A 21,447-nucleotide genomic window follows, 5' to 3' on the forward strand; every position below is an offset into this window, starting at 1 on the left:
CCGCTCCCCGCCTACATGACCATCCCCGAAACATTCATCCAGGAACTGATCGCACGCGCCGACGTGGTCGAAGTCGTCGGGCGCTACGTGCAGTTGAAGAAGACCGGCGCCAATTTCAGCGGCCTGTGCCCCTTCCACAGCGAGAAGTCGCCCTCCTTCACGGTCAGCCCGACGAAACAGTTCTATCACTGCTTCGGCTGCGGCGCGAACGGCCACGTCATCCGCTTCCTGATGGAACATGCCGGCATGGGCTTCGTCGAGGCTGTGCATGACCTGGCCGGCCAATTCGGCCTGCAAGTGCCGGAAGACGACGTCTCGCCCGAGGAACGCGCCCGCGCCGCCGGCCGGCGCCAGAAGCAGGCGACGCTGAGCGACGTCCTGGAAAAGGCCGGCGAGGCCTACCGCAAGCACCTGCGCGAGTCGAACACCGCGGTCAACTACCTGAAGGGCCGCGGCGTCTCCGGCGAGGTGGCCAAGCAGTACGGCATCGGCTATGCCCCGCCCGGCTGGCGCACGCTGGCCGGCGTCTTCCCCGAATACGACAACCCGCTGCTGGCCGAATCCGGCCTGGTCATCACCGGCGAGGACGGCGAGGACAAGCGCTACGACCGCTTCCGCGACCGGGTCATGTTCCCGATCCGCAACGTCAAGGGCGAATGCATCGGCTTTGGCGGGCGGGTTCTGGGCGACGAGAAGCCCAAGTACCTGAATTCCCCCGAAACGCCGGTGTTCAGCAAGGGCCGCGAGCTCTACGGCCTGTTCGAGGCCCGCTCCGCACTGCGCGAGAAGGGCTACGTGCTGGTCACCGAGGGCTACATGGACGTGGTGGCCCTGGCGCAACTGGGTTTTCCGAACGCGGTGGCCACGCTCGGCACGGCCTGCACGCCGGAACATGTGCAGAAGCTGTTCCGCTTCACCGATTCGGTCGTGTTCAGCTTCGACGGCGATGCCGCCGGCCGGCGCGCGGCGCGCAAGGCGCTGGACGGCGCCCTGCCCTTTGCCACCGACGTGCGCAGCATCAAGTTCCTGTTCCTGCCGACCGAGCATGACCCGGACAGCTTCATCCGCGAATTCGGCGCCGAGGCGTTCTCCCGGTTCGTCGGCGAGGCGACACCACTCAGCCGCTTCATGCTCGACGCGGCCCGCGACGGCTGCGACCTGGGCACGGCCGAGGGCCGCGCCCGCATGACCAGCAATGTGCGACCGCTCTGGTCGGCCATGCCCGACGGTGCGCTGAAGCGACAACTGCTGGAAGAGATCGCCGGCCTGGTGCAACTGGGTTCGCAGGCGCTGACCGACCTGTGGAAGCCCGCCGCCGCGCCGGCCCGGCGCGCGTCGGCGCCGGCTTCGTCATCGCCGATGGACGACTGGCCACCGATGCCGGACGGCGACTGGGAGCCCTCCTGGACGCCCGACCACGCCCCGAGCGAGGCGGGTGGCGGCGGCGAAAGCGGCGGCAACCGCCCGTTCAAGAAGAAATGGGAAAAAGGCAGCTGGGACAAGAACAAAGGCGGCGGACGCTGGGGCAAGGACAAGTCCCCCGCCGACTCCGCCCCTCGCGGTCGCAGCCTGCCCATCGGCCGCTCGGACGTCGCGGCCCGGCTGCTGCTGTCCAACCCCGCCGCCTGGGAGGCGCTGAGCCAGGAGATGCACGGCATCCTCTGCGACCTGCCCGGCGTGCATGGCCAGCTTTTTGCGTGGCTCGACAGCCAGGTGCACGAGCACGGCGCCCAGCCCTGGGTCGCGCTGCGTGAAGGCATGCGCGGCCACCCCTTCGAGGCATTGGCGGACAAAGTGATGACCGGCCCCGACGGCGCGCCCATCGACGTCGGCGCCGACCTGGCGGCGCCGGAAGCCGCGGCCGAACTGCGCAACGTGCTCGACTACATCCTCGACGGCCACCTCAAGGCCCAGGAAACCGAGGCGATTGCCGCCGCCGGCACCGATCCCCACGCCCTGGACCGCTACCGGGCGTTGCAGGCACGCCGCAGGGAGCTGCTTTTACGACTTTCTCCCGCACGTAACACCTCTTGATTTCTGGTTGTCAAGCTATAATCTAAGGCTGTCTGTACGGCAAGAGCGACAGCAGCACCTCCGGGCCGACCCCATGCGCAATGCACTTCCCCACGGGAAAAGGGTCAATACACCGCAAGGACTGCACACCAAATGTTCGCCCGACATCTTGCCGTCTTGAGAGATTCCTCTCCGCTTCTGCATGCCCGCGCCGGGTAGGCGCAGCCAAACCCTGTTTGGCTCAGTGATTCCGCTTGTTCATTCTTGATTGATCCACGAGGTCGTATGCCCAGCTCCAAGAAGCCTGCCGTTTCAGCCACCAAGCCCGTCGCATCGAAGCCGTTGAAGACTGCGGCCGCCCCCAAGGCGACCGTTGCCGCGACCGCCACGAAAGCCAAAACTGTGACCTCCTCGAAATCGCCCGCCACCGCTGAACTCAAGAAACCCGCCGCAGCCGCCACGGCCGTGGCCGCCGCGCCTACCGCCCCGCGCAAGGTCGGCCGTCCGCCCAAGGCCGCCGCCGCTGCCGGCGATGCGCCCGCCAAGCCTGCCGCCAAGCGCGGTCGCAAGCCCAAGGCGAAGGACGACGCACCGTCGGCCGACATCGACATGTCGGACATCGAGGACGATCTCGCAGGTGAACCGGTCGCGGCCTCGACCGAGGAAAAGGTCAAGCCACTGCGCATGAAGATCAGCAAGGCGAAGGAACGCGCCTTGATGAAGGAATTCGGCCTGGACGAAACCGTCCTCTCCGAAGAAGACATGGCCAAGCGCCGCCAGCGCCTGAAGACGCTGATCACGCTCGGCAAGACCCGCGGCTACCTGACCCAGGGTGAAATCTCCGACCACTTGCCCGACAAGCTGGTCGATGCCGAGACCATGGAAGTCGTGGTCACGATGCTGAACGACCTCGGCGTGGCGGTGTACGAACAGACGCCCGACGCCGAAACCCTGCTGCTGAACAACACGGCGCCCACCGCGACGACCGTCGAGGAAGCCGAAGAAGAAGCCGAAGCCGCGCTCTCCACCGTGGACAGCGAGTTCGGCCGCACCACCGACCCGGTCCGCATGTACATGCGCGAAATGGGCACGGTCGAGCTGCTGACGCGCGAAGGCGAAATCGAGATCGCCAAGCGCATCGAAGGCGGCCTGATGGACATGATGGAAGCGATCTCGGCCTCGCCGGCCACGATCGCCGAGATCCTGCGCCTGGGCACCGAGATCCGTGAAGGCAAGGTCGTGATCTCGACCATCGTCGACGGCTTCTCCAACCCCAATGAGGCCGACGACTACGTGGCCGAAGAAGACTTCGACGAGTTCGACGCCGAAGACGACGACGACGGCAATGGCGGCTCCAAGGCCCTGACCAAGAAGCTGGAAGAACTCAAGCGCGACGCGCTGGAGCGCTTCGACCGCATGGCCGAGCTGTTCGAGAAGGTCCACAAGATCTACGACAAGGAAGGCTACGGCACGCCGGCCTACGAGAAGGCGCAGCGCGCCCTGTCGGACGAGCTGATGACCATCCGCTTCACCGCCCGCACCATCGAGAAGCTGTGCGACATGGTCCGCACGCAGGTCGACGACGTGCGCAAGAAGGAACGCGAACTGCGCCGCATCATCGTGGACAAGTGCGGCTTCCCGCAGGAAGAGTTCATCCGCGACTTCAGCGGCGTGGACAAGAACGGCCACAAGGTCGCCTCCAACCTGCTGAACCAGAAGTGGGTCGAGAAGCAGGCCGCCGCCGGCAAGCCCTGGAGCGCCGTGCTGGCCCGCAACATCCCGCCGGTGCAGGAACTGCAGCAGAAGCTGGCCGACATCCAGTCGCGCGTGGTGGTGCCGCTGTCGCAGCTCAAGGACATCAACAAGCGCATGAACGAGGGCGAATCGTCCTCGCGCGATGCCAAGAAGGAAATGATCGAGGCCAACCTGCGCCTCGTGATCTCCATCGCCAAGAAGTACACCAACCGCGGCCTGCAGTTCCTGGACCTGATCCAGGAAGGCAACATCGGCCTGATGAAGGCGGTGGACAAGTTCGAATACCGTCGCGGCTACAAGTTCTCGACCTATGCGACGTGGTGGATCCGCCAGGCCATCACCCGCTCGATCGCCGACCAGGCGCGCACCATCCGGATCCCGGTGCACATGATCGAGACGATCAACAAGATGAACCGCATCTCGCGCCAGCATTTGCAGGAATTCGGCTTCGAGCCGGACGCCGGCATCCTGGCTGCCAAGATGGAGATCCCGGAAGACAAGATCCGCAAGATCATGAAGATCGCCAAGGAGCCGATCTCCATGGAAACGCCGATCGGCGACGACGACGATTCGCACCTGGGCGACTTCATCGAGGACAGCAGCAACACGGCCCCGATCGAGGCCGCGATGCAGGCCGGCCTGCGCGACGTGGTCAAGGACATCCTCGATTCGCTGACGCCGCGCGAAGCCAAGGTGCTGCGCATGCGCTTCGGCATCGAGATGTCGACCGACCACACGCTGGAAGAAGTCGGCAAGCAGTTCGACGTGACGCGTGAGCGCATCCGCCAGATCGAAGCCAAGGCGCTGCGCAAGCTGAAGCACCCGTCGCGTTCGGACAAGCTGCGCTCGTTCATCGATACGCTCTAAGCAAGCACGCTCCTTCTCAGGGATACTTGAGGCCACAGCGCCCGACGCGCCCTTCACGGGCGTCCGGGCGCTGTTCCTTTGGTGCCCAAGAATGAAAGACACATCACCGTGAACCCGAATGCCGACACACTCTGGAAAGCGCCGCGCTGGGCGCTGGCCGTGCTGCTGGCGGTGCTGGGCATGCTCGGGCCGTTCTCGATCGACACCTACATCCCGGCCTTCTCGGGCATCGCGACCACCATCGGCGCGACACCGGCCGAGATGCAGCAGACGCTGTCGGGCTACCTGTTCGGCTTTGCCTTCATGAACCTGTTCCACGGCGCGCTGTCGGACAGCTTCGGGCGCCGGCCGGTGGTGCTGTGGGGGCTGGCGGTGTTCACGCTGGCCTCGCTGGGCTGCGCGCTGTCGCAGACCATCGGGCAGTTGGTGGCGTTCCGCACGCTGCAAGGGCTGTCGACGGGTGCGGGCATCGTGGTGTCGCGGGCCGTGATCCGCGACATGTTCCCGCCGGCCGATGCGCAGAAGGTGATGGCGCAGGTCACGATCTACTTCGGCGTGGCGCCGGCGATCGCGCCGATCATCGGCGGGCTGCTGTTCGTGCATCTGGGCTGGCACAGCATCTTCTGGTTCCTGGTGGCGGTCGGCGTGGTGCTGTTCGTCGCCAACTTCAAGCTGCTGCCGGAGACGCTGCACGAGGAATACCGGCAGTCCTTCAATGTCCGCAACCTGATGCACGGCTACTGGGACCTGTGCTCCGACCCGCGCTTCCTGCTGCTGGCGCTGGCCAGCGGCGTGCCTTTCAACGGCATGTTCCTCTACGTGCTGTCGGCGCCGGCCTTCCTGGGTGACCACCTGGGGCTGCCGCCGACGCAGTTCTTCTGGTTCTTCCTCATGACCATCGGCGGCATCATGGCCGGCGCCCGGGCCAGCGGCCGCATGGCCGGCCAGGTGGCGCCGAAGCGGCAGATCCGCAATGGCTTCTTGATCATGCTGGTAAGTGCGCTGGTCAATGTCGTGGCCAATGCGCTGTTCGCGCCGCACTCCTGGTGGGCCATCTGGCCCATCGCCACCTTCGCCTTTGGCTGGGCGCTGATGGTGCCCGGCGTGACGCTGCTGGTGTTGGACCTGCATCCCGAGCGCCGTGGCATGGCCTCGTCCTTGCAGGCGGTGATCGGCTCGACGGCGAATGGCGTCGTGGCGGGCGTGATCGCGCCGCTGGTGATGCATTCGACCGTCGCGCTGGCGCTGACCTCCCTGCTGATGCTAGGCATCGGGTTGGGGGCCTGGCTGTGGCTGCACCGGCGCTGGCCTGAGATCGGACGGATGGTCGCCGCGTGAGCATGTCGGGGGAATCGATTCGCGCCATGTTGCGCACATGGATGCCGGCGCCGACGCGCATCGACGCGAAGGAGCGCCTGCGCGCCGTGGCAGGTGCATTGCTCGGTCTTTTGCTCACCGGCCTGGTGTGCCGTGAACTCGCGGACACCGGCGCCGTCTGGCTGATTGCACCGTTGGGCGCTAGCGCGGTGCTGGTGTTCGCGGTGCCGGCGAGTCCGCTGGCACAGCCGTGGTCGGTGGTGGGCGGCAACACGGTGGCCGCGCTGGTTGGCATCGCGTGCGTCCACTGGATTCCGGACACCGCCTGGGCCGGCGCCTGCGCGACGGCGCTGGCCATCGGCGTGATGTTCTCGCTGCGCTGCCTGCATCCTCCCGGTGGGGCGATGGCGCTGCTGGTGGTGCTCACGCACACCACGGACTTCTCCTTCGCGCTGTTTCCGGCGATGACCAATTCGGTGCTGTTGATGCTGGCGGGCGTGGCGTACAACACGCTGACCGGTCGGCGCTATCCACACGTGCAGGCGGCGCCCACGACGCCACCGCCCGATGCCCGCTTCAGCTCCGCCGACGTGGACGCGGTGCTGGCACGCTACAACCAGGTGCTGGACATCAGCCGCGACGATCTCGAATCGCTGATCCAGCAGACCGAGGTCGAGTCCTTCCGCCGCCGCATGGGCGAATTGCGCTGCGCCGACATCATGTCGCGCGAGCCGGTGTCGGTGCAATTCGGCACCCCGCTGCAGGAGGCCTGGCAGATCATGCAGCAGCGGCACATCAAGGCGCTGCCGGTGATGGACCGCACGCAGCGCGTGGTCGGCATCGTCACGCAGGCCGACTTCTTCCGGCACATCGACCTGCGGCTGCACCAGGGCCTGGGCGCGCGGCTGCGCAGCTTCCTGCGGCCCTCGCCGGGCGTGACGTCCAGCAAGGCCGAGGTGGTGGGCCAGATCATGACGAAGCAAGTGCGCGTGGCGACCGACGACAAGCCGGCGCTGGACCTGGTGCCGCTGTTCTCGGATGCGGGCCATCACCACATACCGATCATCGACGGCAATCAACGGCTGGTGGGCATGATCACGCAGTCGGACTTCGTGCGCGCGCTGTACCGCGCCGTAAGGCCTGGCGCCTGAACCGCTCATGCACCCTCACCAACTGCTCGAACACTACGGCTACTACGCCGTCTTCTTCATCGGGATGTTCGAGGGGGAGACGATCCTGATGCTGGGGGCCTATGCGGTGCACCAGGGCCTGATGTCGATGGGGCCCTTGATCGCCGTGGGCGCGCTGGCGGCCTTCTGCACGGACCAGTTCTATTTCCAGGTGGGCCGGCGCAAGGGCAAGGAGCTGATGGCATCGCGCCCGAAGCTGGCGGCGCACCTGGCGCGGGTGCAAGGCTTCATCGAGCGGCATCCCGTCGCGACGATCTTCCTCATGCGCTTTGCCTGGGGCTTCCGCGTGGTGATGCCGGCGGCGCTGGGCATGGGCAAGATGCCGATCGCCAAGTACATCGCGCTGGACGTGGTGGCGGCGGTGGTGTGGGCAACGGTGGTTGCGCTCTTCGGCGTCAACATCGCGGGCTTGGTGCATGCCTTGATGAGCAAGGTGCAGCACCACGAGCATGTGATCGTGTTCGGCGCGCTGGCCATCGCGTTGACCTTGGCGCTGCTGCGGCAGTGGCGGGTCCGGCGGTAGGTCACGCGCCTGCCTCCCTCGCCCCTCCGGGGAGAGGGTTGGGGTGAGGGGCAGCGGCGGACGACACACCATGTACCGATCCATCGCCCGGTGCCCTCACCCCAGCCCTCTCCCAGCGGGAGAGGGAGCGGCAGCCTCACGCCGAGGCTTCGAGCTTGACCTTCATCGCCTGCATCCCCGCATCGATCATCCCGGCGATGGCGGGCGCCATCTCGTTCGGCAACAGGTCGGCGATCCACACCACCCTGCACTGCCCCGCGCCCTCGTCGAACACCTGGAACGACGCGTTGTGATGCGACAGCCTGCCGCCCGCAGCCGACCACACGAGCCGCCGCGCGGCCTCGTCGAGGTCGACGATCACCTCGCGCGCCTCGACGCCGTTGCCGAACCTGACGATGCGCGCGTTGGCGCCGTCCATGCGGCAGTCGACGACGAAGCCGGGCACCAGGCGCGTGTGCAAGGCGCCCACGTCGCGCACGGCGTCCCAGACCTGGGCTGCATCCGCGGCGAGCTTCATTTCACGATGAATCGATGCCATGGGAGTCTCCTCTTCAAGCCCTGACCTTCCGCGCGAGCCAAAGGCGCAGCAGGATCAGGATCATCAACAGGCTCAGCGCCGCGCCCGCCAGCGACGCATGGATGCCGACCGCGCTGCCGCCCAGCCCCACCGTGATGCCCGCGAACGCGCGCAGGCCCAGCGCCGACATGTTGAACAGCCCGATCACGCGGCCTCGCGACGTGGCCGGCGCATTCAATTGCACCAGTGTCTGCGCCATCGAGCTGAAAGCCAACTCGAACACGCCCGCGGCGAACAGCAGCAGCAAGGCCAGCGGATAGGAGCCGGTCGCTGCGAATGCGGCTAGCGACAGGCACCAGCACATGCACAGCAGCAGCGCGGTCGAAGGCGCGGCACGCAGCAGGCCGCCGCGGCTTTCCATCAGCAGGCCAGCCAGCAGTGCGCCGGCGGCGTCGGCCGCGAGCAGCATGCTGTAGGTGGTGCCGGGATCGCCATGTCCGAGGTCACGCGCAAAGCCCGGCATCTGCGCCTGGTAGCTGTTGGCCACGAAGAAGGACGCCAGCCCGGCCAGCAGGATCATCGAGCCCAGCGAGGGGTTGGAGCGCACTTCGCGGATCGTCTGGACGATGTCGGCCAGGCCGCGCACCGCGCGTGGTGGCGGCCCGCCCTCCTTGCGAAAGCGCGGCCCGTACGGCGCACGCCACAGCCACAGGAAGGCCGGCAGGAAGAACACGGTGTTGAGCAGCAGTCCGTAGCGCGGTCCGATGGTCAGCATGATGAGTCCGCCGACGGCCGGCCCGACCAGCACGCCGAGATAGCGCGCGGTCGCGAGCAGGCGCACGCCGCTCGGCAGGTCGCGCGCCGGCACCACGTCGTGGAGCAACAGTTGCGTGGCGCCCTGCCATAGCACGCCGGCACAGCCGTGGATGATGAGCAGCACCATCGCATGCCACATCTGCAAGGTGTCGGTGATGAAGAAGTACGCCCAGCCGGCGGAGGCCGTCATGAACAGCGCCATGCCGCACTGGATCAGCCGGCGCGGATCGACCCGGTCGGCCAGCGCACCCACCGGCACCGAGAACAGAAGGAAGGGCAGCCAGTGCGACACCACCGCGAAGCCGCCGAGCGCAGGCGACTGGAACTTCTGGAAGGCCATCCAGTAGCTGATCACATGCTCGACGTTGTCGGCCATCATGGCCAGCAGATAGGTGCCGACCAGCGCCTGGTAGCCGGTGTGGCGCAAGGCGGCGAAGGATGGGGCGGGCGGCTGCGTGGTGGTGGAGGACATCAGTAGACACCGAGGGCAAGGCCGGCGGCCAGGGCGGCGCCGAGTTCGCGGCACTGGGCCAGGTCGTCGGCGCCGATCTGCTTCGGCCGCAGGATGGCTTCAGGCGTCTGTGCATGCGTGCAGACGATCAGCGTCGGCGCCACTTGCTTCAAGCGCCAGCCGGTGGCGATGCGTTCGAGCTGGCGCAGGGCGTTCTGCCCGTCGCTGCCGGCGCAGACCAGCGCGAGGTAAGGCCGGCCGTTGAGGCGGTCGAGTGCGGCGTAATAGCAACGGTCGAAGAAGTCTTTCATCATCCCGGCCATCGCGGCCAGGTTCTCCGGCGTCGCGAAGAGGTAGCCGTCGGCGCCGAGTACATCCTCGGGCCCGGCCTCCGCGGCGCGCAGCAGTCGCACGCGCACGCCATCCTCCTCCCGCGCGCCCTCGGCGGCTGCGTGGGCCATCTGCTCGGAGCCGCCGGTCATGGAGTGGTAGACGATCAACAGCGTCTTCGAAGTCATGGCCGGGCAGCATAGTGGGAACCGGCGCGGCCCGCTTGCGCACCGCACGCCGGCGTGACCTCGGCGGGGCTCGCGGCACCGCTCCGTTGGCAGGGCCGCCTCATTGCTCTATCGGGCCGATGTAATCCATTCGAATGACTAGGGCGAATCCACATCACGGCGTATAAGTACCACTTTCCGCTCCAAGGAAGCTGCGTGAGCCTTGATCCAAGTCCAGACAACGCCCGTCGACCGGTCATCCTGGTGGTCGACGACACGCCGGACAACCTGATGCTGTTGAGCAGCCTGCTCAAGGACCAGTACACGGTGAAGGTCGCCAACAACGGCGAGAAGGCGTTGAAGGTCGTGCGCGGGGGCGATCCGCTGGACCTGATCCTGCTCGACGTGATGATGCCCGGCCTCTCCGGTCACGAGGTGGCACGCCAGCTCAAGGCCGACCGCAGCACCCGCGATATCCCGATCATCTTCCTGACCGCGCTGGCCTCCGAGAAGGATGAGACGCTGGGCCTCGAAATAGGCGCCGCCGACTACATCACCAAGCCGATCCGTCCGCCGATCCTGGTGGCGCGCGTCGACACGCAACTGAAGATCAAGGCCGCCGCCGACTTCCTGCGCGACCAGAAGGACTACCTGGAGCAGGAGGTCGCACGCCGCACGCGCGAGGTGACGGCGATCCAGGACGTGACGATCCTGGCCATGGCCTCGCTGGCCGAGGCGCGCGACAACGAGACTGGCAAGCACATCCGGCGCACGCAGCACGGCGTGAAGGTTCTGGCCGAGCAGTTGCGCGAGCATCCGCGCTTCGGGCACTTCCTCGACGACGCGACGATCTCGCTGCTGTTCAAGTCGGCGCCGCTGCACGACATCGGCAAGGCAGGCATCCCGGACCGCATCCTCCTCGCACCGGGCACGCTGAGCCCGGAGGAGTTCGAGATCATGAAGACCCACACCACGCTGGGCCGCGATGCGATCGAGCAGGCCGAGCGGCAGCTCGGCACCGACGTGGCTTTCCTGCGCGTGGCCAAGGACATCGTCTACAGCCACCAGGAGAAATGGGACGGCAGCGGCTATCCGGAGGGGCTGTCGGGCAACGACATCCCGATCGCGGCGCGCCTCATGGCCGTGGCCGACGCCTACGACGCGCACACACGCCGCGGCATCTACCAGGACGGCATGCCGCATGAGGAGGCGGTCAAGCTGATCGATGCGGGGCGCGGCGTGGATTTCGATCCGGACGTGGTCGATGCCTTCCTGGCGCGCGCCGAGGACTTCCGCGAGATCGCCCTGCGCTACGCCGACACGGACGAGGACATTGCGAAGAAGATGGAGGCGCTCGTCTTCATCGCCGAGTCGGCATAGAGGGCATGGCGCCGCTGGCACGCCCCGGCGGTTCGACCCGCCGCGCAACCCTGGATGGAGGCCCATGCGCAAGCTGCTCCAGTTGCTCGAACGCCTGACGCTGCGCCACAAGCTGGTGCTGGGCTTTGGCTCGGTGATGCTGCTGACCCTGGCGCTGGGCGTGCAGGGCCTGCTCACGCAGCAGCGCTTCAACCGCGACTTCCAGCGGCTGCAAACCACCGAAGTGCTGGGCATGTCCCGCGCGAAGGAAGCGCAGATCCATCTGGTGTGGCTTCGCCTGACCTTGCGCAACGCCATGTGGGCGCCGACGCCGGCACAACGCGAAGACCTGCTGCGCCTGTTCGATGTCCGGCTCGACCAGTTGCACACCGCGATCGCGCAGGTGCGGCCCACGCTGGTACGTCGGCCGAACATCGAGCGGCTGGACCAGTTCGAAGCGATGCTCGCCCAACTCGAAGCGGCCAGCGCGGACCTGATCGCGGTTGCCCGTCGCGGGTCCACCGAGCAGGCCCGCGCCTTGGTGGATGGCGACGGCATCAAGCTGGTCGTCTCCCAGGCGGAAGGCTTGCTCGCGGAGATCGCGGCCGAGAAGGAACAAGGCGCGGACCATGCCGCCGATGAAATCAACAAGTTCGCCGCCCGCAACGCGACGCTGTCGCTGGCGCTGCTGCTGGGCGGTCTCGCGTTGACGGTCCTGTGGTCCTGGGTGATCGCGGCGTCGATCCGCCGGCCCAACGCGCGTGTGCGCGAGTCCGTCGATGCGCTGGCGCGCGGCCAGTTGCACCAGCAGGTGCCGCACACCGACCTGCCCAACGACGTGGGCGAGCTTGCGCGCGCGGTCTCCACCCTGCAGTCCGAACTGCAACAACTGGATGAGCAGCGCTGGAACAAGAACCATCAGGCGCTGATCCAGACCGAACTCCAGCAGGTCGACACGTCGGCCGAACTGGCGCAGAGTTTCCTGCGCAGCGTCGTTCCGTTGCTTGGTGTCGCGCAGGGTGTCCTCTATCGCGTCGACGACGCGTCGCGCACGCTGGAACTGATCGGCGCGCATGCCACCGCGCCGGGTCCGCAGCCCAGGGCGCACCTTGCCTACGGCGAGGGGCTGGCCGGTCGATGCGCAGCGGAGGGTCGCGAGGTGGGCGTGGTCGCCGATGCGCAAGCCTGGGCCAGCGCCTTGCCGATATTCCAGGGTGCCAGCCTGCTCGCCGTGATCGAGCTGGCCAGCGTCACCGCGCCGGGCGACAGGGAACTTGCGCTTCTGCGCGACCTCCTGCCCAAGCTGGCGATGAAGCTGACGATCGTCGAGCGCAACCAGGCGGTGCAGGTCCTGCTCGACCAGACGCGCGAGCAGTCCGCCTCGATCCGCGCCCAGGCCGATCGGCTCGAAGACCAGGCCGTCGAGCTGCGTGACCAGCAAGCCTCGCTGAAAGCGGCCCAGGCCTGGTACCAGGGCGTCGTCGAGGCCGCGCCGGACGGCATGCTCATCATCGATGCGAAGGGCTGCATCGTGCTGGCGAATCCCGAACTGCATCGCCTCTTCGGCTATCCCCAGGGCGAACTGATCGGCCAGCCGATGGAGATCCTGGTCCCGCCCGGCAGCCGGACCGGCCACCCCGACCTGCGCGCAGGTTTCATGGCGCAGGGGTTGACGCGCCGGATGGGCAGCTCGCAGATGGACCTGCAGGGCCAGCGCAAGGACGGCAGCCGCTTTTCCCTGGAGATCGGCCTCTCGAATTTGCCCGCCATCGATGCCCGGGGTGTGTGCGTGTGCGCATCGGTGCGCGACATCACGCAGCGCCGTGCGATGGAGGAAGCCGTGCGCGACACGGAGGAGCGCTTCCGCCGCGTCAGCGAACAGGCGCCGGCCGGACTGCTGATCGCCGATGACGACACCGAGGAGTTGCTGTTCACCAATCACAAGCTGGAGGAGGTGTTCGGCGAACCCGTCGAGCAGATCAAGTACAGGGCCGACCGCGTCAGGTTCTGGGCGGAACCGGAAGAGCTGGCACGCTTCATCGAGCTGGTCCAGGCGAGCGAGATCGTGCGCGATTTCGAGGCCACCTTCCGGCGGCGCGATGGCAGCATCCGCCATGTGCTGGTGTCGTCGACCAAGGTTCGCGCGGGCGGGCGCACGATCGCCGGCAACTGGTACTTTGACATCACCGATCGCAAGACGGCCGAGGCGCAGGCGCAGCGCGCGCTGGAGATCGCCGAGGAAGCGACGCGCGTGAAGAGCGACTTCCTGGCCAACATGAGCCACGAGATCCGCACGCCGATGAACGCCATCATCGGCATGAGCCACCTGGCGCTGAAGACGGAACTGGACGCACGCCAGCGCAATTACATCGAGAAGGTGAACCGCGCCGCCGAAAGCCTGCTGGGCATCATCAACGACATCCTGGATTTCTCGAAGATCGAGGCCGGCAAGATGAGCCTGGAAGAGGCGCCCTTCCGGCTCGAGGAAGTGCTCGACGACTTCGCCAGCATGGTGAGCCTGAAGGCCGAGGGCAAGGGCCTGGAACTGCTGTTCAATACGCCGGCCGAACTGCCCACCGCGCTGGTCGGCGACCGCCTGCGGCTCGGCCAGGTGCTGATCAACCTGGGCAACAACGCGGTCAAGTTCACCGATGCGGGCGAGATCGTCGTCGGCGTTCAAGTGGAGGAACTGCACGACGACCGGGTGATGCTTCACTTCCAGGTGCGCGACACCGGCATCGGCATGACGCCCGAGCAGATCCTGCGCATGTTCCAGCCCTTCAACCAGGCAGACAGCTCCATCACGCGCCGCTACGGTGGCACCGGGCTGGGCCTGACCATCTCGAAGAACATCGTCGAGATGATGGACGGGCGGATCTGGGTGGAGAGCCGGGCGGGCCACGGTTCGACCTTCCATTTCACGGCGCAATTCGGCTTGCAGGCGCTGTCGCCATCGCAAGTGCGCCACATGTTCCGGGCGGATGAACTGCAGGGCCATCGCGCGCTGGTCGTCGACGACAACGCGAGCGCGCGCGAGATCCTGTCGACGATGGCGCGGAGCTTCGGGCTGGCGGTGGACGTTGCCGGCAGCGGCGAGGAAGCGCTGTCGCTGGTGGCTGCGTCGGAGCAGGCGGGCCGCGCCTACGAGTTGGTGCTGATGGACTGGAAGATGCCGGGCATGGACGGCGTCGAGGCCACGGCGCGCATCCAGGCGGCCACGCCCGGGCCGTCGACGGACCCGCCCGCGGTCATCATGGTCACCGCCTTCGCGCGCCACGAGGCGCAGGAGGCGGCCGAGCGGCGCGCGGTGCGCCTGCCGCTGGTGCTGACCAAGCCGGTCACGCCGTCGACGCTGCTGGAGTCGATCGGGCAGGCGCTGGGCAAGACGCAGCACACCGAACACCGCACCACCGCGGACGCGGAGCCCGGCGCCAGCGCCATGGCGCAACTGGCTGGCGCGCGGGTGCTGCTGGTCGAGGACAACGACATCAACCAGGAACTCGCGCGCGAGCTGCTGGAAGGCGCCGGCATCGAGGTGGTCATCGCCGGCGATGGGGCGCAGGCGCTGGCCGTGCTGGATCGCGACGCTGCGTTCGACGGCGTGCTGATGGACTGCCAGATGCCCGTGCTGGACGGCTATGGGGCCACGCGCCGGTTGCGCGAGCAGGAGCGCTTCCGCGACCTGCCCATCCTGGCGATGACGGCGAACGCGATGGTCGGTGATCGGGAAAAGGCCGTGGCCAGCGGCATGAACGACCACATCGCCAAGCCGCTGAACGTGGCGACGATGTTCGCGACGATGGCGAAGTGGATTCGGCCGGGGAAGGGATCGACTCTGCCGCAGGCGCCGGCAGCGCCGGAGGCACGGGTGCCGCACCGCGGCAACGATGCGCCGCGACCCGCGGATGCGCTTCCGCACCTGCCCGGCATCGACCAAGCGGCGGGACTCGCGACCTGCCAAGGAAAGGTCGATCTTTACCGGCGCCTGCTCGGCAAGTTCCGCGACTCGCAAGCGGACTTTGCAGATGCTTTCGCACAGGCTCTGGAAGGCGGTGACGAGAGTGCGCCAGCCCGTGTCGCACACACATTGCGCGGCACCGCCGGCAATGTCGGCGCGACGGCGCTGGCACAGGCTGCCGCCGCACTTGAAGGCGCCTGCCAACAGGGCTTGCGTGGCGATGCGCTGCGCGAGCCGTTGACGGCGGTGATGAGTGAGTTGACGCCCGTCATCGAAGGCTTGCGTGGGCTGGAATCATCGACGGCGCCAGCGGCCTCTGCACCCTCCGCCGACCTTCCAATGGAAAGGCTCGCCCCGCTGGTCGAACGCCTGAAGCAGCGCCTTGCCGACAGCGATCCGGCGGCGGTGGAGCTTGCCGCCGAACTGGAGCAAGCCCTCGCCGCGCACCCCGGCCACAAGGCTGCTGTGCGGCGGATCGCGGGCAAGGTCAACGACTTCGATTTCGACGACGCGATGGGGTTGCTGGAAGCCTGGGAAAGCGGGTGGCGCGCCCAGGCCTCTGCTCAGGTCGCGGGCTCGGCGTAGCCGCGCAAGTCCACCGTGCGGCTGCCATCGTCGGCCAGCAGGCGCAGATTGGCCGGTGCATCCTGCGGATCGGCGATCAGCACGCCGCTGGCATGGGCTGGCAGGCCGGCGCAACCGTTGCTGTCCAGGTTGAGCGACAAGGTGCTTGGCAGGCTGCTGGCCGTGAGCGCCCCGGACAGTCGGCATCCCGGAAGATTGCCCGCCGTGATGCGGCCATCGCTCCCGATCAGGAAATCGGCGGCGCCGCCGTCGGACAGCCGCACCACGTAGCGGCCGGCCAGGGCCGTTGCATCGGGTGTCGGCAGCCTGCGCGCCTCGGTGCGCAGGAAGCTCACCGCCAGGTCGCTCGTCGGCACCGGGATCGCGGCCCATTTCGATGAAGCATCGGCGCGACGCAGCAGCAGGTTGACGCGTTCGATCGGATCGTCCTCCTGCGCGAGCAGGCGCTTGCCGTTGGCGGCGGCGTAGTAGCGGCCCATGGTGGGCTTATTGGCGTCGCCGCTGCTCACCGTCCAGGCGCCGGTGCCGAGGTCGTCCACGGTGACGGTCGGCGAGTTCGCAGCCTCGGGGAGCACGGGATACCAGGTGCGGCTGTCACCCCCGCACGCCGTCAGCGCGGCCAGGGCAGTGCCGGCCAGCGTGCATCGAAGAATGGTGTGCTTCACGTTGTCGCCCTTCATTTGGCGAACACGTCGCGCAGGCGAAGCCGCAGCCATTCCTGGCCGGCCGGGCGGGCCTCGAAGCCGATCTGCATGGCCGAGACGGCCGTCTTCGTCAGGTAGACGACGGACTCGTCTTCCATCTGCTCGGCGGTGGGCGGCTGGCCATTGCCGCCGAGGGACAGGGTCAGGCCGTAGGGCACCGTGTTCTTGAAGCCGACGTTGAAGGCATCGTAGGTGCCGATGCGCGAGAAGGCGAAGGGCGTGTCGGCCGCGACCGCCTTCGGGAAGTTCACGTTCAGCGCAATGCCGCGCGGCACGAGTGCGCCACTGCCGGCCTTGGCCTGCAAGGCCTTCAGCAGTTGCACGGACAGCTTGGCAATGACGGGCGAAAGCGGGTTGGCCAGGGTGGCGTCGTCGACCGTGTTGGTGCCGGCGCTCAATGCGATCGCCGGAATGCCGCGCGAGCCGGCCCACTGGGCGTTGCTCACGGTGCCGGAGCTGTTGATGATGCTGCCGAGGTTGGGGCCTTCGTTCGGGCCCGACAGCAGCAGGTCGGGCGCCTTGCCCCAACGCGCCTTGGCGACGACGTCCAGGCCGTACAGCGTGGCCATGATCGGCGTGCCGTGCACGTAGTAGAAGTCGCCGTTGTCCAGGCCCGGCCGGGTGGTGCGTCCGACCGCCGGCGCGCCGATGGGAGCGGCCCCGCTGCGGCAACCGCCGGCGGCATTGATCTGCGCTGAATCATTGTCCGGCACGATCTTGTCGGTGCTGTACATGATGGCGCCGGCGCCGCGGCTGCTCTGGTTGGTGCAGGGCAGCGAGGCCACCACGTCGTGGCCCTCGGCCTTCAGCGCGTCGTAGAGCGCCTTGACGTTGCTGGTCAGGCCATCGTCATTCGAGATGAGGATGTTGAGCGCGAACGACGGGGATGCCGCGCCCAGTGCGCAGGCGAGGATTGCAAGCTGTCTCTTCATGTGTCTCCCTGATGGTTGTTGTTCGCAACCGAGGCATGTGCCTTGCCTGAGGCTGCGCGGGAGATTCTATGAATGGGGTCGGTGCGACCAATGTCTCTTGGGTTACTTCACCTGTGCTTGCCGACGCACCGCGCGAACGCCTGACGCTTCAGGCCAGAAGCCGATCCACCAATCCTTGATCCTCGTCGTAGATCCAGCACTCGGCCAGCCGGCCGTCACGCACGGTGTAGCGCAGCAATCGCTCGAGCACATGGGTGGCGCCATCGCGCTCGAACTGCTCGACCGCAATGACGATGCCGAAGCGCTCGCCCACGAGCACATCGCGGATCTCCACGAGCCGGCGTTGCGTCTTCTCGCGCACCTGCTTGAGCACCGCCAGGCAGGCGGGCTTGCCGCGGTGCACGCCGGCGAGCGGACCGTGGCCGAAGTAGTGGAACACGATGTCGTCGTGCTAGCAGTCCACGATGGCGCGCATGTCGTTGGCCGCCCAGGCGGCCGCATAGCGGCGCACCACCTCGCCGACCGTGTTGTCTTCGGGAGAGACCATGATCCTGCTCCTGTCCAACGTTCGCAGCCATCGCTGCGATTTCCAATCAAATGGCTTGGCTCAGCGTGACACGCCCAGCAATCTTTCCAGCACCTCGGGCTGCGCACGCAACGCCGCGGCACTGTCGGCATGAACGACGGTACCGTGGTCCAGCACGACGGCCGCGTCGGAGATCGCAAGGATGGCCTGTGGATGCTGCTCCACGATGATGGCCGCGAGGCCTTCGTCCTGCGTGATGCGTCGGATCGCGCGCAGCAGCTCTTCCACGATGATCGGCGCCAGGCCTTCCAGCGGCTCATCGAGCAGCAGCAGCTTGGGATTGACCACCAGCGCGCGACCGACCGCCAGCATCTGCTGCTCGCCGCCCGACAGTTGCGTGCCCAGGTTGCCCTTGCGCTCCGCGAGGCGCGGGAACATCTCGTAGACGCGCTGTGGGTTCCACTTTCCGGGGCGCTCCACCGCCGTCAGGTTCTCGTGCACCGTGAGCGACTTGAAGATGTTGCGCTCCTGCGGCACCCAGCCGATGCCAGCCGCGGCACGCTGGTGCGGCGCGAGCTTGTCCAGCGCCGCACCGCCGAGCGTGATGCGCCCGCCGTGCTGGCGCGTGGCGCCGGCCAGCGTATTGATGAAAGTGGTCTTGCCGGTGCCGTTGCGGCCGAGCAGCGCAAGAGTCTGGCCGACGCCGAGGGTCAGCGATACGTCATGCAGCACGACGGCTTCGCCATAACCAGCACTGAGGGATTCGACTTTCAGCAACTCAGACATGCGCGGCTCCATGGCCCAGGTAGACCTCCTTAACCTTCGGGTCGTTGGCGATCTGTTCGGGGTCGCCTTCCGTCAGCAGCGTGCCGTTGACCAGCACCGTCATGCGATCGGCGAAGCTGAAGACGAGGTCCATGTCGTGTTCGATCAGCAGCACCGACACATCGGCCGGCAATGCGGCCACCGTCTGCAACAGCTCCTCGCGTTCGCCCGCCGGTACCCCGGCCACGGGCTCGTCGAGCAGCAGCACGCGCGGCTCGCAGGCCAGCGCAATCGCGATCTCCAGCAGGCGGCGCTTGCCGTAGGCGAGTTGCTTGACGGGCTGGTCCGCCACTTCGGCCAGGCGGAAATGCTCCAGCAGTTCACCCGCGCGTTCGATCACGCGTTTGCTCGATCCCAGCGGCTTCCACCACTGCGCAGACAAACCCTGCTGCCGCGAAACGACGAGCGCCAGCGTCTCCAGCGGCGTCATCGAGTCGAACAACTGGTTGATCTGGAAGGTGCGCACCATGCCGCGCGTCACGCGCTTGTGCGGTGCGAGCTTCGTGATGTCCTCGCCGAGCAGTTCGATGCGGCCTTCGGTCGGCGTGAGCACGCCCGTCAGCAGGTTGATGAGCGTGGTCTTGCCTGCCCCGTTCGGGCCGATCAGCGCATGGCGTGCGCCGCGCTTGAGGTTCAGCGAGACGTTGTTGGTCGCGGTGATGCCACCGAAGCGCATGACCAGTCCGCTGGCCGACAGCACGGTTTCAGCAGTCATTCCCGCCTCCCGAACCACGTCCAGGGCTTCAACAAGCGATCACGCCCCACCAGCACCAGGAGCACCAGGATCAGTCCGATCCAGAACATCCAGTACTGCGGAGTCACCGTCGAAAGCGTGTCCTGCAAGAGCTTGAACACGATCGCGCCCGCAATGCCGCCGTAGAGCCAGCCCACGCCGCCGATGACCAGCATCAGCATCACGTCCGCCGAGCGGTCGAAGGCCAGCACGTCGAGCGACGCGAAGCCCGTGGTCTGCGCCAGCAACGCACCCGCAGCGCCGGCGATGGCGGCGGCGATGGTGTAGATCGTCACGAGGCGCGACGCTACCGGAATGCCGATCGCCATCGCACGCAGTCGGTTGTCGCGGATCGCCTTCAGCGTCGCACCGAAGGGAGACTGCACGATGCGGCGCATCAGGAGGAACAGCACGAGCACGATCGTCAGGCTGTACCAGGCCGCCGTGCGCCCGAACAGGTCGAACTCGAACATGCCGAGCACCGGCCCCATCACCACGCCTTGCAAGCCGTCGGCCCCACCCGTGAGCCAGTCGAGCTTGTTGGCCAGCTCGAGCAGCAGCAAGGCCGTGCCCAGAGTGACCATGAGCCGCGTGAGGTCCGTGCCGCGCAGGATCGTCACGCTTGCCACCGCGCCCAGCGCAGCGCATACGACGATCGCGAACAGCAGGCCCACCGTCGGATCGGGCATCACCAGCTTGGCGAACAGCGCTGCCGCATAGGCGCCGAAGCCAAAGAAGGCCGCATGCCCGAGCGACACGATGCCCGTGTAGCCGAGGATCAAGTCGAGCGACATCGCGAACAGCGCGACGATGGCGATCTCGTTGACCATCAACGCATGCGACGGCATCACAAGCGGCAGCGCGAAGGCCGCCAGCCACACCACGAATTCCAGCGGCCGCCAGCGCGCCTTGCGCAGCAGAGCCGCCTGGAAGTCGACAGCACCGTTCCGTTCAGCCATCAGCGGCCTCCCTTCCGGGTGAACAGGCCCTGCGGCCGCCACATGAGGATCGCGATCATCAACAGGTACACGGTGAACGCGCCCATCTTGGGAATGAAGTACTTGCCGGCCACGTCGGCAATGCCGAGCAGCAAGGCGGCCGCGAGCGGCCCGGTGATCGACGAGGTGCCGCCGACCGACACCACGATCAGGAAATAGATCATGTACTTGAGAGGGAAGGTCGGGTCCAGGCCCAGGATCTCCGCGCCCAGCGCGCCGCCCAACCCCGCGAGGCCGGAGCCCACCGCAAAGGTCGCGAGGAACACGACGTTGACGTTGATGCCCAAGCCAGCCGCCACACGCGGATCATCGACCGCCGCACGCAGACGGCTGCCGAAGCGCGTCTTGGACAGGATCAGTTGCAGCACCACCGTGAGCACCGCGCACACCGCGATGATGAACAACCGGTAGTGGCCCATGCCGAGCAAGAGCGCGCCATCGCCGATCTCGGTGCGGCCACGCAGCCACTCGGGCAACTGCACGATCTGCTGCGACGAGCCCACGAAGTAGTCGACCGCGGCCACCGCCATGAAAGCGAGACCGATGGAAAAAAGAACCTGGTCCAGGTGCGGCTTGCCGTACATCGGCCGGTAGAGCGTGCGCTCCAGCACCGCACCCAGCAGCGCGACCACGATGAAGGCCAGCGGCAGGCAGGCCAGGAACGGCAGGCCGGCCTTCTGCATCGCAAAGACCGTGAGATAACCGCCCGCCATCGCAAAGGCGCCATGCGCCAGGTTGATGAAGTTCATCAACCCCAGCGTCACGGCCAAGCCGACGGCCAGCACGAACAACAACATGCCGTAGGCAATGCCGTCGAAAAGAATGGTGAGCATGCTTCGGATCCGAGGCTGAAGAAATGCGGAGGACCGGCCGCGAAGTGC

17 protein-coding genes are annotated in these 21,447 nt (G+C 67.1%); 7 read left to right on the forward strand and 10 right to left on the reverse strand.

Annotation, left to right across the window (positions count from 1 at the left end; translation table 11 throughout):
* Positions 1-15 precede the first annotated feature (15 nt).
* From dnaG to WKW79_RS04795, 5 genes are all read left to right on the forward strand, one after another.
* Positions 16-2,034 carry a DNA primase gene (dnaG, locus tag WKW79_RS04775; protein WP_340333966.1) on the forward strand — a complete coding sequence of 673 codons (2,019 nt, stop codon included), beginning with the start codon at positions 16-18 and terminating at the stop codon, positions 2,032-2,034.
* A gap of 264 nt (positions 2,035-2,298) precedes the next feature.
* On the forward strand, positions 2,299-4,635 hold the full coding sequence (rpoD, locus tag WKW79_RS04780) for an RNA polymerase sigma factor RpoD (protein WP_340333967.1): 2,337 nt from the start codon (positions 2,299-2,301) through the stop codon (positions 4,633-4,635).
* Between the two features lie 108 nt (positions 4,636-4,743).
* Positions 4,744-5,973: a multidrug effflux MFS transporter gene (locus WKW79_RS04785; protein ID WP_340333968.1), complete on the forward strand. Its 1,230-nt coding sequence runs from the start codon at positions 4,744-4,746 to the stop codon at positions 5,971-5,973.
* 26 nt (positions 5,974-5,999) lie between these two features.
* Positions 6,000-7,103, forward strand: coding sequence for an HPP family protein (locus tag WKW79_RS04790; protein ID WP_422823816.1), 1,104 nt, complete (start codon positions 6,000-6,002; stop codon positions 7,101-7,103).
* Between the two features lie 7 nt (positions 7,104-7,110).
* The gene (locus WKW79_RS04795; RefSeq protein WP_340333970.1) at positions 7,111-7,665 is read left to right on the forward strand and encodes a DedA family protein; all 555 of its coding nucleotides are present in this window, start codon (positions 7,111-7,113) and stop codon (positions 7,663-7,665) included.
* Between the two features lie 136 nt (positions 7,666-7,801).
* Here the strand turns inward: WKW79_RS04795 and WKW79_RS04800 are convergent, their stop codons facing one another.
* The 3 genes from WKW79_RS04800 to WKW79_RS04810 are packed head-to-tail and all read right to left on the reverse strand — an operon-like array spanning position 7,802 to position 9,967.
* On the reverse strand, positions 7,802-8,203 hold the full coding sequence (locus WKW79_RS04800) for an SRPBCC family protein (RefSeq protein WP_340333971.1): 402 nt from the start codon (positions 8,201-8,203) through the stop codon (positions 7,802-7,804).
* Positions 8,204-8,216: 13 nt separating this feature from the next.
* Positions 8,217-9,470 (reverse strand): MFS transporter, encoded by a 1,254-nt coding sequence (locus WKW79_RS04805; RefSeq protein WP_340333972.1) that lies wholly within the window; start codon positions 9,468-9,470, stop codon positions 8,217-8,219.
* A complete protein-coding gene (locus WKW79_RS04810; protein WP_340333973.1) occupies positions 9,470-9,967 on the reverse strand; it encodes a flavodoxin family protein in 498 nt (165 codons plus the stop codon). The genes WKW79_RS04805 and WKW79_RS04810 overlap by 1 nt, the downstream gene beginning before the upstream one ends.
* Positions 9,968-10,162: 195 nt before the next feature.
* Here WKW79_RS04810 and WKW79_RS04815 point away from each other — a divergent pair, with 195 nt between their 5' ends.
* On the forward strand, positions 10,163-11,326 hold the full coding sequence (locus tag WKW79_RS04815; protein WP_340333974.1) for a response regulator: 1,164 nt from the start codon (positions 10,163-10,165) through the stop codon (positions 11,324-11,326).
* Between the two features lie 64 nt (positions 11,327-11,390).
* Complete coding sequence (locus WKW79_RS04820) at positions 11,391-15,848, forward strand: response regulator (RefSeq protein ID WP_340333975.1); 4,458 nt, start codon at positions 11,391-11,393, stop codon at positions 15,846-15,848.
* Here the strand turns inward: WKW79_RS04820 and WKW79_RS04825 are convergent.
* The 7 genes from WKW79_RS04825 to WKW79_RS04855 all read right to left on the reverse strand — a co-directional run bounded on the left by WKW79_RS04825 (position 15,827) and on the right by WKW79_RS04855 (position 21,399).
* Positions 15,827-16,528, reverse strand: a complete 702-nt coding sequence (locus tag WKW79_RS04825; protein WP_340333976.1) for a hypothetical protein — start codon at positions 16,526-16,528, stop codon at positions 15,827-15,829. The genes WKW79_RS04820 and WKW79_RS04825 overlap by 22 nt on opposite strands.
* Positions 16,525-17,484, reverse strand: a complete 960-nt coding sequence (locus WKW79_RS04830) for a 5'/3'-nucleotidase SurE (RefSeq protein WP_340333977.1) — start codon at positions 17,482-17,484, stop codon at positions 16,525-16,527. The genes WKW79_RS04825 and WKW79_RS04830 overlap by 4 nt, the downstream gene beginning before the upstream one ends.
* Before the next feature lie 148 nt (positions 17,485-17,632).
* A complete protein-coding gene (locus tag WKW79_RS04835; protein WP_340333978.1) occupies positions 17,633-17,923 on the reverse strand; it encodes a nuclear transport factor 2-like protein in 291 nt (96 codons plus the stop codon).
* A 168-nt stretch (positions 17,924-18,091) separates the two neighbouring features.
* A complete protein-coding gene (locus WKW79_RS04840; protein WP_340333979.1) occupies positions 18,092-18,796 on the reverse strand; it encodes an ABC transporter ATP-binding protein in 705 nt (234 codons plus the stop codon).
* Positions 18,789-19,550, reverse strand: coding sequence for an ABC transporter ATP-binding protein (locus WKW79_RS04845; RefSeq protein ID WP_340333980.1), 762 nt, complete (start codon positions 19,548-19,550; stop codon positions 18,789-18,791). The genes WKW79_RS04840 and WKW79_RS04845 overlap by 8 nt, the downstream gene beginning before the upstream one ends.
* Positions 19,547-20,527, reverse strand: coding sequence for a branched-chain amino acid ABC transporter permease (locus WKW79_RS04850; protein ID WP_340333981.1), 981 nt, complete (start codon positions 20,525-20,527; stop codon positions 19,547-19,549). The genes WKW79_RS04845 and WKW79_RS04850 overlap by 4 nt, the downstream gene beginning before the upstream one ends.
* Positions 20,527-21,399, reverse strand: coding sequence for a branched-chain amino acid ABC transporter permease (locus WKW79_RS04855; protein ID WP_340333982.1), 873 nt, complete (start codon positions 21,397-21,399; stop codon positions 20,527-20,529). Before WKW79_RS04855 ends, WKW79_RS04850 begins: the two co-directional genes overlap by 1 nt.
* Positions 21,400-21,447 lie beyond the last annotated feature (48 nt).

This window comes from Variovorax robiniae (genome assembly GCF_037889955.1).
GTDB lineage: Bacteria > Pseudomonadota > Gammaproteobacteria > Burkholderiales > Burkholderiaceae_C > Variovorax > Variovorax robiniae.

Bases quoted from the DNA above. Each gene is read 5' to 3' on its own strand.
- WKW79_RS04850 (WP_340333981.1), bottom strand. From the start codon at position 20,527: ATGGCTGAACGGAACGGTGCTGTCGACTTCCAGGCGGCTCTGCTGCGC.
- WKW79_RS04805 (WP_340333972.1), bottom strand. From the start codon at position 9,470: ATGTCCTCCACCACCACGCAGCCGCCCGCCCCATCCTTCGCCGCCTTG.
- WKW79_RS04855 (WP_340333982.1), bottom strand. From the start codon at position 21,399: ATGCTCACCATTCTTTTCGACGGCATTGCCTACGGCATGTTGTTGTTC.
- WKW79_RS04800 (WP_340333971.1), bottom strand. From the start codon at position 8,203: ATGGCATCGATTCATCGTGAAATGAAGCTCGCCGCGGATGCAGCCCAG.
- WKW79_RS04810 (WP_340333973.1), bottom strand. From the start codon at position 9,967: ATGACTTCGAAGACGCTGTTGATCGTCTACCACTCCATGACCGGCGGC.
- rpoD (WP_340333967.1), top strand. From the start codon at position 2,299: ATGCCCAGCTCCAAGAAGCCTGCCGTTTCAGCCACCAAGCCCGTCGCA.
- WKW79_RS04840 (WP_340333979.1), bottom strand. From the start codon at position 18,796: ATGTCTGAGTTGCTGAAAGTCGAATCCCTCAGTGCTGGTTATGGCGAA.
- WKW79_RS04820 (WP_340333975.1), top strand. From the start codon at position 11,391: ATGCGCAAGCTGCTCCAGTTGCTCGAACGCCTGACGCTGCGCCACAAG.
- WKW79_RS04830 (WP_340333977.1), bottom strand. From the start codon at position 17,484: ATGAAGAGACAGCTTGCAATCCTCGCCTGCGCACTGGGCGCGGCATCC.
- WKW79_RS04825 (WP_340333976.1), bottom strand. From the start codon at position 16,528: ATGAAGGGCGACAACGTGAAGCACACCATTCTTCGATGCACGCTGGCC.
- WKW79_RS04790 (WP_422823816.1), top strand. From the start codon at position 6,000: ATGTTGCGCACATGGATGCCGGCGCCGACGCGCATCGACGCGAAGGAG.
- dnaG (WP_340333966.1), top strand. From the start codon at position 16: ATGACCATCCCCGAAACATTCATCCAGGAACTGATCGCACGCGCCGAC.
- WKW79_RS04795 (WP_340333970.1), top strand. From the start codon at position 7,111: ATGCACCCTCACCAACTGCTCGAACACTACGGCTACTACGCCGTCTTC.
- WKW79_RS04845 (WP_340333980.1), bottom strand. From the start codon at position 19,550: ATGACTGCTGAAACCGTGCTGTCGGCCAGCGGACTGGTCATGCGCTTC.